The sequence below is a fragment of the Sphingorhabdus sp. genome (assembly GCF_023910635.1).
Taxonomy (GTDB): domain Bacteria; phylum Pseudomonadota; class Alphaproteobacteria; order Sphingomonadales; family Sphingomonadaceae; genus Sphingorhabdus_B.
Map to the genome: position 1 here is coordinate 131,963 of NZ_JAAVVZ010000006.1, position 12,034 is coordinate 143,996.

The 12,034-nt window shown below is 57.3% G+C and carries 13 protein-coding genes; 8 read left to right on the plus strand and 5 right to left on the minus strand.

The genetic code is table 11. From position 1 onward, the window contains the following. The first annotated feature begins 14 nt into the window (after window positions 1-14). From argH to HEQ34_RS05435, 8 genes are read left to right on the plus strand one after another with little or no spacing between them, the layout of a single operon-like run. Window positions 15-1,385: an argininosuccinate lyase gene (gene argH, locus HEQ34_RS05400; RefSeq protein ID WP_296198599.1), complete on the plus strand. Its 1,371-nt coding sequence runs from the start codon at window positions 15-17 to the stop codon at window positions 1,383-1,385. Further along, window positions 1,382-1,687, plus strand: coding sequence for a hypothetical protein (locus HEQ34_RS05405; RefSeq protein WP_296198475.1), 306 nt, complete (start codon window positions 1,382-1,384; stop codon window positions 1,685-1,687). Before argH ends, HEQ34_RS05405 begins: the two co-directional genes overlap by 4 nt. A gap of 9 nt (window positions 1,688-1,696) precedes the next feature. Continuing rightward, window positions 1,697-2,959, plus strand: coding sequence for a diaminopimelate decarboxylase (lysA, locus tag HEQ34_RS05410; protein ID WP_296198478.1), 1,263 nt, complete (start codon window positions 1,697-1,699; stop codon window positions 2,957-2,959). 9 nt (window positions 2,960-2,968) lie between these two features. After that, window positions 2,969-3,748 carry an NAD(P)-dependent oxidoreductase gene (locus HEQ34_RS05415; RefSeq protein ID WP_296198481.1) on the plus strand — a complete coding sequence of 260 codons (780 nt, stop codon included), beginning with the start codon at window positions 2,969-2,971 and terminating at the stop codon, window positions 3,746-3,748. Window positions 3,749-3,762: 14 nt separating this feature from the next. Further along, the gene (proC, locus tag HEQ34_RS05420; RefSeq protein ID WP_296198483.1) at window positions 3,763-4,593 is read left to right on the plus strand and encodes a pyrroline-5-carboxylate reductase; all 831 of its coding nucleotides are present in this window, start codon (window positions 3,763-3,765) and stop codon (window positions 4,591-4,593) included. After that, window positions 4,590-6,194 (plus strand): amidase, encoded by a 1,605-nt coding sequence (locus HEQ34_RS05425; protein WP_296198485.1) that lies wholly within the window; start codon window positions 4,590-4,592, stop codon window positions 6,192-6,194. The genes proC and HEQ34_RS05425 overlap by 4 nt, the downstream gene beginning before the upstream one ends. 1 nt (window position 6,195) lies before the next feature. Continuing rightward, on the plus strand, window positions 6,196-6,669 hold the full coding sequence (locus tag HEQ34_RS05430) for a PaaI family thioesterase (RefSeq protein ID WP_296198488.1): 474 nt from the start codon (window positions 6,196-6,198) through the stop codon (window positions 6,667-6,669). After that, a complete protein-coding gene (locus HEQ34_RS05435) occupies window positions 6,666-7,070 on the plus strand; it encodes a PaaI family thioesterase (RefSeq protein WP_296198490.1) in 405 nt (134 codons plus the stop codon). The genes HEQ34_RS05430 and HEQ34_RS05435 overlap by 4 nt, the downstream gene beginning before the upstream one ends. A 15-nt stretch (window positions 7,071-7,085) precedes the next feature. Here the strand turns inward: HEQ34_RS05435 and HEQ34_RS05440 are convergent, their stop codons facing one another. The 5 genes from HEQ34_RS05440 to HEQ34_RS05460 all read right to left on the minus strand — a co-directional run bounded on the left by HEQ34_RS05440 (window position 7,086) and on the right by HEQ34_RS05460 (window position 11,942). Then, window positions 7,086-7,598, minus strand: a complete 513-nt coding sequence (locus HEQ34_RS05440) for a YbjN domain-containing protein (RefSeq protein ID WP_295497623.1) — start codon at window positions 7,596-7,598, stop codon at window positions 7,086-7,088. Window positions 7,599-7,705: 107 nt separating this feature from the next. Next, on the minus strand, window positions 7,706-8,014 hold the full coding sequence (locus HEQ34_RS05445; RefSeq protein ID WP_296198494.1) for an accessory factor UbiK family protein: 309 nt from the start codon (window positions 8,012-8,014) through the stop codon (window positions 7,706-7,708). Window positions 8,015-8,050: 36 nt separating this feature from the next. After that, window positions 8,051-8,602, minus strand: a complete 552-nt coding sequence (locus tag HEQ34_RS05450) for a TspO/MBR family protein (RefSeq protein ID WP_296198496.1) — start codon at window positions 8,600-8,602, stop codon at window positions 8,051-8,053. 149 nt (window positions 8,603-8,751) lie between these two features. Further along, window positions 8,752-9,051 (minus strand): hypothetical protein, encoded by a 300-nt coding sequence (locus HEQ34_RS05455; protein ID WP_296198498.1) that lies wholly within the window; start codon window positions 9,049-9,051, stop codon window positions 8,752-8,754. An 11-nt stretch (window positions 9,052-9,062) separates the two neighbouring features. Further along, the gene (locus HEQ34_RS05460; RefSeq protein ID WP_296198501.1) at window positions 9,063-11,942 is read right to left on the minus strand and encodes a pitrilysin family protein; all 2,880 of its coding nucleotides are present in this window, start codon (window positions 11,940-11,942) and stop codon (window positions 9,063-9,065) included. Window positions 11,943-12,034 lie beyond the last annotated feature (92 nt).

Genomic DNA, 12,034 nt, shown 5'->3' on the forward strand with positions numbered 1-12,034 from the left:
CGGATTCCAATAGCATGTGGGGCGGCCGGTTCGGCGAAGGCCCCGGCGCAATCATGCGCGAGATAAATGCCTCCATCCCATTCGACAAGCGTCTTTGGCAAGAGGATATCGCGGGCAGCAAAGCGCATGCCGATATGTTAGCCGCAAGCGGCATCATTTCGGAGGCGGACAATGCTGCGATCCAAAAGGGGCTCGACGCGGTCCACGCCGAATATCAAGCCAATGGCGTGCCCGTTGATCTGACGCTTGAAGATATTCACATGGTCACCGAAACGCGCCTGCGGGAGCTTATCGGCGAACCTGCCGCGCGCCTGCACACCGCCCGGTCCCGCAATGATCAGGTCGCGACCGATTTCCGTCTGTGGGTACGCAACGCCACACAGGAAATCGATGCTGGCCTGCGCGCGTTCCAATTGGCGCTCGTCGCCCGCGCCGACGAACATGTGGGCAGCATCATGCCCGGCTTCACCCATTTGCAAGTGGCGCAGCCGGTGACGCTTGGGCATCATTTGATGGCTTATTATGAAATGGCAAAACGCGACCGCAGCCGCTTTACCGATTGCCGCCGCCGCCTGAACCTCTCGCCCTTGGGGGCCGCGGCCTTGGCGGGCACATCCTTCCCGATTGATCGCGCCGCCACCGCCGCTGCGCTTGGTTTTGACGGTCCAATGGGTAACAGTCTGGACGCCGTATCCGACCGCGATTTCGCGTTGGAGTTTCTGACGGCGGCGGCACAAACCGCCTTGCATCTGTCGCGTCTGGCCGAAGAAATGATTCTTTGGGCATCGCAACCCTTTGGCTTCATCGCCTTGCCCGATGCCTGGTCAACGGGCAGCTCGATCATGCCGCAAAAGCGCAACCCCGACGCGGCTGAGCTGGTGCGGGGCCATTCGGGGCGGATCATCGGGTGCATGAACAGCCTGATGATCACCATGAAGGGCCTGCCCTTGGCCTATTCCAAAGATATGCAGGACGACAAACCCCCGGTGTTTGAGGCCTATGACCTGCTCGCTTTGTCGATTGCCGCGATGACGGGCATGGTTGCCAATGTGACGTTCAACGCAGGTCGCATGCGGGAGGTCGCAGACACCGGATTTTCCACCGCAACCGATTTGGCCGACTGGCTGGTGCGCGCATTTGCGATGCCCTTTCGTGAGGCGCACCATGTCACGGGCAGCATCGTCAAAAACTGCGAGGCACGCGGCATTGGCCTGTCGGAGATTAGCTCAGAGGATTTGGCAGCGATCAACCCGATGCTCGCAGGCTGCACTTTGCCAGACCTGTCGATTGATGGCTCCGTCGCCAGTCGCACCAGCGCTGGCGGCACCGCGCCCGTGCGTGTACAAGAAGCCATCGCTGCGGCAAAAAAGGAACTTGAGGCATGAAATTGCAACGCGTCCTGTTAGTAATCGGCGTCGCATTGGCCGCCACCGCATGCGGTAAGGTTGGCGACCTTGAACCGCGTTCGGGCAATGCCCTTCCGCCGCAGGCTTATGGCCAGACGACCGAGCAAAGCGCGCGGATATTAACGACGCCATCGGTGCAGGCGCGTCCCGGGCGTACCGATGAATTGCTGAAACGTTCGGAAAGGCGGGAGGATGACCCCTTTGATGTCGCACCGGGGGAGGAGCCCAAGCCCTTAAACCCCGAAGAACAAACGCCACCTGCCAAAACCGATCCCGAATAAGTATCCATCATGAACCATTTTGATCTTATCGATGGCGTCTTGCACGCCGAAAACGTATCGCTAGCCGATATTGCGGATGCCGTTGGCACGCCCGTTTATGTCTATTCACGGGCCACATTCGAACGGCATGCAGTGGTGTTTCGTGCGGCTTTGTCAGGGCTTGATAATCCGCATTTGGCCTTTGCGGTAAAGTCGAACCCGAATCTTGCTGTGTTGAAAGTTCTCGCGCGGCAGGGCTATGGCGCCGATGTCGTTTCGGGCGGCGAAATGGACCGCGCGCTGGCCGCCGGCATGGCAGCCGAAGATATTGTCTTTTCCGGCGTTGGTAAAACCGCCGAAGAAATGACCCGCGCATTGAAGATAGGCATTGGCCAGTTCAACATTGAATCGGAAGAAGAAGGTCAGGAGCTGGCGGCGCTGGCCGCTGCGCTTGGCCTGACCGCGCAGGCCGTGCTGCGTATTAATCCCGATGTGGACGCGGGCACCCATGGCAAGATTTCAACGGGCAAAGCGGACAATAAATTTGGCGTCGGCATCCACCGCGCGCAGGGCATTTACGCACGGCTAAGCATCTTGCCGCACCTGCACATGCGCGGTGTCGCGCTGCACATTGGCAGTCAGTTAACGAGCCTTGAGCCGCTTGAAACAGCCTTTCAAAAGGTAGGCGTGCTGCTGCAGGAATTGCGTGCGGCGGGCCATGTGGTCACGCATGTGGACTTGGGCGGCGGCCTTGGCGTGCGCTACCGCGACGGCGACAATCCGCCAGACCCCGCCGAATATGGCGCGATGGTCGCGCGCGTGACCAAGGATTGGGGCGTGCGGTTGATGTTCGAACCCGGCCGCGTTATCGCTGGCAATGCAGGCGTCTTGCTGACGCGCGTCATCCGCGTGAAGCCCGGTGCGGGCAATGCGCCGTTCGTTATCGTCGATGCCGCAATGAACGATCTGGCGCGCCCCGCGCTCTATGATGCCTGGCATGATTTTGAAGCGGTTGTACCCAATGGGCACAAGATGCTGGCCAATATCGTCGGCCCGGTATGCGAAACCGGCGACACCTTCGCCATGGGTCGTGAGATTGACCCTGTTATGGCCAATGACCTTGCCATTTTCCGCACCGCTGGCGCTTATGGTGCGACGATGGCGAGCACATATAACAGCCGTGGACTTGTGCCCGAAGTCCTCGTCGATGGCGACAAGTTCGCGGTCGTGGCGGAACGGATTTCGCCGGAGACGATCTTGGCGGCGGAGCATGTGCCCGACTGGCTGAAATAGGAAATCGCGTTGGATCAGTTGCCGATATTTGTGAATCTGAAAGGCAGGAATGTCATTTTGGTCGGTGAAGGCGAAATGGCGGATGCCAAAAGACGCCTGATAGAACGCGCGGGCGGCATGTGTGTGGATGCGAGTCATAAGGACGCCCGGATTGCTTTTGTGGCCATCGCGGACGAAGACGACGCTTGCGCCGCCGCCGATGATTTAAAAGCGCGCGGTTTGCTCGTCAATGTCGTGGATAGGCCTGAAAACTGCGATTTCACGACGCCAGCGATTGTGGACAGGTCGCCCGTTTTGGTGGCGGTGGGCACCGGTGGGGCGTCGGCGGGCATGGCAAAGGCCATTCGCCAGCGCATTGAAACCTTATTGCCCGAAACCTTAGGCCCGCTGGCCAATGCGATTTCGGCTGCGCGCGCAGCCATCCGCGAACGCTGGCCCGAGGGACCACAGCGCCGACGCGCGCTGGATCAAGGCTTTGCCGCAGGTGGCCTGCTGGACCCGTTTGGCAATCACGCGCCCGACACCGTCGAAGTTTGGTTGAAAGCCCCCGAAGAGCCAAAGGGCGACCGCATAATCGAAATCGCGTTGCTGTCGGATAATCCCGATGACCTGACCTTGCTGACCGCGCGGTTATTGGGTGAGGCGGACCATGTTTTTCATGACGCCCATGTGCCAGCGGCTATCCTAAACCGTGCGCGCGCCGATGCGGTACGCCATGCAGGCCCGCCGCCCTTACCCGCGCCAGAGGGCTTGTCACTGTTCCTACGGTTGCCGTCCACGCATGGATAGGGCATGAGGTGGGCTTGAACATTATCAAGGTCGCCATGTCCGCTTTTCCATCTCAAATCTGTTTCTACGGCTGCGGCAATATGGGCAGCGCAATGCTGCGCGGATGGGTGGCCGCTGGCGTGTCGCCTGACACTTTCCACGTTGTTGACCCTGTCGCCGAAAACCTGCCTGCGGGCGTTGCGGTATCGCGCGCGTCACAAGAGGTTGCGCGGCCATTTGATGTGCTCGTGTTGGGTATCAAGCCGCAGCTTTTGTCATCGCTCGCACCCGACATTGCGTCATTGCTTGCGCCCGGAGCATGGGTTATTTCGATACTCGCTGGCACCACAACGCAAACCCTGTCGGAGGCATTTCCTTCCGCGCGGATTATCCGGCTGATGCCCAATTTGGCAGCCGCTATCGGCAAATCACCCCTTGGCGTGTTTGCGCCAAATGAAACGGAATTGGTCAAGGCGGACATCGCAGCTTGGCTAACGCCTTTGGGGGCCGTCATTTGGATCGACGACGAAGCCCATATGGATGCGGTAACGGCGCTGGCGGGGTCAGGCCCAGCCTTTATCTACCGCGTCATTGATGCACTGACCAAAGGCGGGGAAGCATCAGGATTGCCGCACGCGGTGGCCGCGCAGTTGGCCATAAAGATGACCGAAGGGGCGGCGATTTTGGCCGCGACGTCCCCCGAAACGCCAAAGGCACTCGCCGCGCGCGTCACCAGTCCGGGCGGCACAACTGCCGCTGGCCTTGCGGTGCTGGATGCCGATAATGCTTTAGACAGATTGATGACGCAGACGCTGCGCGCCGCGTGCGACCGTGGGGCAGAACTGGCAAAGGGAGACGCCAAATGAAATTGAAATTGATATTGGCCCTATCTTGCGCTTTTGCGCAACCAGCCGTTGCATCGGTCGCAATGCCGCCATCGACCGTGCAAGCGCAGGTTAATCTGGCCAAAGCAGGGTCAATTGAAAATCTGGACCTGGCGCAACTGGCGGACGGCATTAATGATGGCGCGTTCAACAGCGAAGCGATAACCGCCGCTTACCTCGCGCGTATTGCTGCCATTGATGACAGCGGACCTATGCTGAACGCGGTCATTGCCACATTCCCCGACGCGCTCGACCAGGCCCGCGCGATGGACGCCGAATTGCGCGCTGGCACATATCGCGGACCAATGCATGGCATCCCAATTTTGGTGAAGGACAATGTCGAGGTTGCAGGCCCGCTTCCGACAACCGCCGGATCACTGGCGCTTGCGGGCAATATCACCAACCGCGACGCGCCGCTAATTGCCCGCTTGCGCGCGGCAGGCGCCGTGATTTTGGGCAAAACCAACTTAAGCGAATGGGCCAATATCCGGTCTGACAATTCCACCAGCGGCTGGAGCGCGGTTGGTGGCCTAACCAAGAACCCGCATGCACTTGACCGCAACAGTTGCGGCTCCTCCAGCGGAAGTGGCGCGGCGATGGCAGCAGCTTTGGCGGCAGGCACGATTGGCACGGAAACCGACGGATCGATCGCTTGCCCGGCTGGCGTCAATGGCGTGGTCGGGTTCAAACCGACCGTCGGCTTGGTCTCGCGCCGTTTTGTCGTACCGATCAGCCACAGTCAGGATACCGCAGGGCCCATGACGCGTTCGGTGCGTGACGCCGCCATCATGCTGACCTTTATGGCCGGCAGCGACCCGCAAGATACAGCGACAGCAGATGCCGACCGTTGGCGCGGCAATTATGCAACCGACCTTTCGGTGAACGGCCTAAAAGCTATGCGCATTGGCGTCATCCGCGCACCCGATGCCGATGCCACCTTGTTTGACGCTGCCATTGCCAAGTTCAAGGATGGCGGGGCGGAAGTCATTCTTCTCGACACCAGCAAGATTGACCAACAAAAAATCGGACAGGGCGAATTTAAGGTATTGCTCACAGAGCTTAAAGCCGACCTTGCGTCTTATTTGCAGGGCTTGCCCGACGGTCTGGTCCCGCACAAAACGCTCGCTGATATTATCGCGTTCAATAATGCGAACGCCGACAGGGAGTTGCAGTATTTCGGTCAAGACATATTTGAAACGGCGGATAAGGAAAAAGGGCTGGATGACCCAGCTTATCTGGAAGCCTTGGCCACGTCACGCGGGCTGGCGACTGAAGCGCTGAACCATATGTTTGCCAGCAATAAGGTCGATGTCATCATCGCGCAAACCAACGGCGCTGCATGGGTTTCAAATTTGGGTAAGGGCGATGCCTTTTCCGGGCCAAGCGCCAGCCAGTTGCCCGCCGTTGCAGGCTTCCCGCATCTGACGGTGCCCATGGGCCTGTCTGGCGGGCTGCCGATTGGCCTCAGCTTCATTGGCCCAAAATGGCATGACCATGATGTTCTGAAAGCGGGCTTTGCGTATGCGCAGCTTTCAAAGGCGCGGGTCGCGCCTATATTCCCTGCAATGATCGCGCGTAAATAAGATGGCATTTGGCAAACCTGATCTGGGCAGCATCACGCCAAAGGGCGCTGCCTTCGACCCTGCCTTGGTTAACAAGATGATGGGTAAATTCGGCCATGGCGGATTTCTCAACATGGAATATGTTGGCCATGGCGACGACTGGGTTGAACTTGCGATTGATTGGCGCGAAGACCTTGTTGCGGACCCCGACACTGGCATATTGGCTTCTGCCGTGATCATCAGCCTTATGGATAACGCGACCAGCATGTCGATCTGGACCAAGCTTGGTGAATTCCGTCCGCAAGTGACGATGGACCTGCGGATCGACTATCTGCGCCCCTCGCCCTCGGGTGAACGCGTTTATGGTCGGGGGATTTGCTACCATTTGACCAACAGCATCGGCTTTGTGCGTGGCTTTGCGCATAATGGAAACCCGGACGAACCCTTGGCGCATGTGACCGGCACGTTCATCCGCATTGGGGACCGCATATCATGATCGATAAGCCAGCCCTTCCGCCCTATGCCCGCGCGCTCGATATGGACATTGTCGACGAAATCCACGGCGCGCCGGTAATCGGCATGCCCTTTGCCGACCGCGTTCAGGGCCGTCCAGGCTTCCTGCATGGCGGGGCGATTTCGGGCTTGCTCGAAATTGCCGCCATCGCCGCCATTCATCAGGCGCTTAGGGCCAAAGGCAGCGATTCCAATATCAAACAGGTCAATGTCACTGTCGATTTCATGCGTGGGGGCCTAAACCAAATGACCTATGCGGTCGGCGAAGTCACACGCCTTGGCCGGACGATGGCCAATGTTGAGGCGCGGGCATGGCAGGAAGACCGGGATAAGCCCATCGCCATGGGCTATATGCATTATCTGATTAAGGCTAGGACCGCGTAAATTCACGCTCGCGGGTTAAGCCTCTCCATGCGTTTCGATAAGCGCGCTGGCAATGGCCTCTTCAGGCGTTTTGTCGCCCCAGATGATGAACTGGAACACCGGATAGAAACGCTCACATTCGTCAATCGCGACGTCAATGATGGTTTGCGCCTGGTCAACACCCAACAAGCCGTTTGATGCCATCAGGCTGCCATGGCGGAACAGCAATATGCCATTGGCCGACCACATGTCAAAATGGCCAAGCCATAATTGTTCATTGATAAGACCAAGCGCTGTGTAAACACTCGCCCGCTTGTCCGTGGGCACAGTGATATCCGGCAATATGATCAGTTGAAGCGCATTATCTTCCTCACGCCAGATCGCGCGAAGCTGATAGCTGGCCCAACTGCCCTTATATTCAGCGGTGATTTCGTCTTCACCATCCAGTTCAAATGACCAGCCGCGCGCCTCAAACAAAGCCGCGAGCATGTCTACGGGCGCGGATTCATCGCGCTCGAATTGCTCATATTGTTCGTCTGCATCGTGCATATTGATTGCGCCTGTCGTGTTGGTTCGAGTCTGCCCCCTGACGGACTCGCACGCAAGGGGCTTGCGTCAACGTGCAACATTAGGCTGTGGGCCAACTGTGGAAAAGTTCAATATGGACCTTTTGCCGGCTTGGTCGCTGGCTTCGTCTTGGCGGCTGCTGCGCCGCCTTTTGTCTGCAAGGCCGCTTCCAAGGCGGCAACGCGCCTACCAAGGGCATCGGCTTCGGCGCGGGCATTGGCCGCGAGGGTTTTGACGGCGTCAAATTCTTCGCGTGACACAAGGTCAAGGCCGCCCGCCCATTCGCGCGCACGTTCGCGCATGCTCGCCTCGGCCTCACGGCCCATGCCCGCAACGGTTCCGGCAACGCCGTTCAAAACCTTAGCCAAATCGTCAAAAATGCGCTTTTCGCTTTGCATGTCATTCACTCCATTACGGTCAGGGGATGGACCAGTTCACCCTATTTGGGAAGTCGCGGCCGGAACGTAAAGGCTTTCCGCGTCGGGATTAAGCTGGTCGATCTGAAAATTCAGAATGGCAGCGAAACTGATCCACACCAAATACGGCACCATCAGCCACGCCGCAGCCTTGCGCACCCGCGCAAATACAAAGGTAGTGGCAATCGCTAGCCCGAGCATAAAGAGGATGATGAAAAATGCGGCTGTCACCTGATGCGCACCAAAAAATATCGGCGACCACGTGAGGTTGATCACGAATTGCGAAAGGAAAAGTGCGATTGCCACATTTCGGTCCCGCGCGCCGGGCGCGTTCAACACCATCGCAAATGCAAGGCCCATCATGAGATATAAAGTGGGCCAAACGACGCCGAATACCCAGCCCGGCGGCTGAATATCGGGCTTAAGCAATGTTTGGTACCATGCGTTGTCGGCCGTTGATCCCGACATAGTGCCTGAGAGAAAACCGAGAAACATGATCGTCGGGATCACGAACAATGCCAAACGCGCCAAGGACGTGCGCGACTGCGACGAAGGTGCAAACTGGTTCATGACGAGGCTCCGATCTTGATCATCGCGATTCGGAGGAAACGCGTTCAACCTCAACATAAGCATTGACGCCAAATAGAACAAGGCCGCCTACCCAGTCGGATAGACGGCCTGGAATGTGCGTGTCAGCGCAAGACGCGCGCTGCGGCCTTTTACTTGCGTGTGCCGGTCAAGCCCATCGAACCAAAGGCACCAGCCTTCACCTCGCCGGTCATGGCATCGCCCGACACGGTTGCTGTGGCGTTCAAATGCATTGGCATAGGCACAGTGATGTCCATGCCCCAGCTCAACGTATCGCCATCAACGGTGCCATTGGCGATGTCCATGGAACCAAGTCCACCTGACATCTGGCCCGAAAAGCTGCCGCCGTCGCTGTTGACGGTCAATACTGCTTTTTGGTCACCCATCGGGCTTTTGATTGTTACGTCCCAGTCACCATCAACTGCTGCCATATCCTTGCTCCTTATTTAGCATTGTTGCTTGCACTGGTGTTAGCAGCTTCCTTCACCATTTCAATTGGTAATCCAAGCGCTTCCAACTGGGGTTTTACCTTCGCCGCATCGCCGACAACAAGCCAAGTAATCTTGGATGGATCCACCTTGACCCGCATTGCGTCATTCAATGCCTTGGCCGTCATCGCAGTATATTTGGCTGCAACCGTTTCGGCATAATCAAATGGCCGTTTGTTCAAACGATCCGCCTGCATTTGTCCAAGCACCGCCGACGATTGTTCATAACTGCCGGGCAGTTCAAGGACGTTGCCCTTGATCGTTTTTTCAAGTTCGTCCGGCGTAACCGGCTTTGCACCGTTAAAGTCCTTCAACTGGTCGATCAACACTTTGACCGATGGTCCGGTCTGGTTGGTCTGCACTGGCGCGACTATGGAGAAAGGTACGCGATCTTCGGCACCAGAGATTCGGCTGCCCACACCATAAGACCAGCCCTTGGTTTCCCGCAGGTCCATGTTGATACGCGACAGGAAGTCACCGCCGAAAATCTCGTTCGCCGCGCGCAAGGTTAGCAAATCGTCCGATCCCTTTGCATCCAGAACAAGGCCAGCGAGCACCAAGGATTGCGGTGAATTTGGACGATCAATCAGCAGAATTTTTGATACAGGCGCTGGCACTGCCACAGCGAAATTCTTCGCTGGCGCAGGTGCGGCTGCGGGCTTCCAATTGCCAAAACGCTGTTCAAGCATGGGCTTGATTTCTTTCAGGCTGGTGTCACCCACAACAAAAATTTCCGCCTTCGATGGATGCATCCATGACTGATGGAAATTGGCAACATCAAAACGGCTGATTTTCGCCACGGTTTCTGCATATCCGCTGCCCGTTTGTGGCCCACCATAAGGATGGCCCTTGCCGTATAGCAATGGCGGCAGGCGGCGAACGGCAATGCCCTGTGGCTGGTTGTCTTCGGCACTGATCTGGGTCAATTGCTGCACGCGAACGCGCTCCAGTTCATTGGGCGCAAAGGCCGGATTTTTGATAACATCCGCAAGCAGATCAAGCGAAAGGCCAAGATTTGGCTTTACCGCGCGCAGGCTGGCTACCGTCCGGTCGAGTGAAGACCCAACATTGACGTCAGCGCCCAATTTCTCTTCGGTTTCGGCAATTTGTGTTGAGGTCAGCGACGTTGTGCCTTCCATCAGCATCGTCGACATCATCGACGCTATGCCGCGCTTGTCGGCTGGGTCCGCTGCGTACCCGGCATTGAAGCTAACCGCGACGCGGACCGTTGGCACCGCGGCGCGCCGTGCGAAGAATATCTTGATGCCATTGCTTAAGGTTGCTTCCTCAACCGTCGGGAAATCGAGCGCAGGCGTGCCTGTCGGTTCAGGGAATTTGCTGCGATCCTGAAAGGCGACGGGTGCCGACATCGATACATAATCGGCCCCTGGAGGCGTATAAAATGCGGGCGCCGTCAGCGTACCTGTCCGGCTACCTGATCCTGCGGCGACTTCTTGATACGCCTCGCGCTCACCGGGTTCGACGCGAATTTCAAGCACCGGGCGCGTCAGCCATTTCTGCATCGCGGCCTTCACCGTTTCTGGCTTTGCCGATGCAAGCCGTTCGAGTTCCTTTTTGTAGAAGGACGAGTCCCCCACAAATAATTCGCCTTCGGCCAAAGCGACGGCCTTGCCGCCAAAGCCGCCAACTTGTTCAAGGCCGTCGATTTGCGCGGCAATGTTACTCGCGGCAACGCGCTGCACTTCTTCGGCGGTCGGGCCAGTTTTGATATAATCGGCCAAGATTTCATCCAGACGCTTCGCCACCGCATCGGCATCACCGCCGGGCTTTACGTCCGCTTGAATGTTGACAAGGCTGCTATGGACGAACGGGATGAGGTAAGCAGATACAGCTACCGCGCTCTGTTCCTGACGCACCAATATATTATCCAGACGCGAGCTCGACAGGCCGCCAAGCGCGCTCATCGCGATGAACAATGCATTGGCATCGGGGTCGGCAAGGCCCGGCACCACCCAGTTGCGATAAATACGCGTGGTCGGCACCTTGTCCTTCATGACGATTTTGATGTCTTTTTCGAGCGTTGGTATTGGCGCATTAACGGGTGCCACTTCCTTGCCGCGCTTGATGCTGCCGAACCATTTTTCCACCATTGGCTTTGCCTGCGCCGCATTGATGTCGCCTGCCAGAACCAAGACGGCATTGTTCGGGCCATAATGGTCGGTAAACCATGTCTTCATATCATCCAGCGAAGCCGCCGACAGGTCTTCAAGGCTGCCGATCGTGCTATGATGATAAGGATGACCAACGGGGAACAATGTCCCTGACTGCTTGTACTCGACCAAGCCGAATGGCTCATTGTCGCCCTGACGCTTTTCGTTGGAAACAACGCCGATCTGGTTATCCAGTTTTTCCTTCGTCACAGCATTGAGCAAAAAGCCCATACGGTCGCTTTCGAGGAACAATGCGGATTCCAGCGCCGTGGTTGGCACGGTTTGAAAATAATTGGTGCGGTCCAACCATGTGGTGCCATTCAGGTCGGTCGCGCCGATTTTCTTGGTATATTCAAAATAGTCGCCCGGCGCATTTTCGCTGCCGTTGAACATGATATGTTCGAACAAATGGGCATAGCCCGTTTTGCCCTTTGGCTCGTTCTTGGACCCGACGCCATACCAGATGGACACGGCAATTATGGGGGCCTTGCGGTCTTCATGCACCAAAACAGTCAGACCATTGTCGAGGGTGAATTTTTCATGCGGAATATTTACCGCCTCAACCAATTTCGAAACGGGCGCTGCTGATTGCGCAAAGGCGGGTGCCTGCGCCGCGATCACCGAGCCCGACATCATAAGGGCGAGCGTTAGTTTACGTATCATATTCTGCTCCTATAGCTAAGAATCAATGCAGCTAGAAATAACGACGACGCAGGCAAACACAATGTAATAGCGAAGAATTTTCGACAAACGGC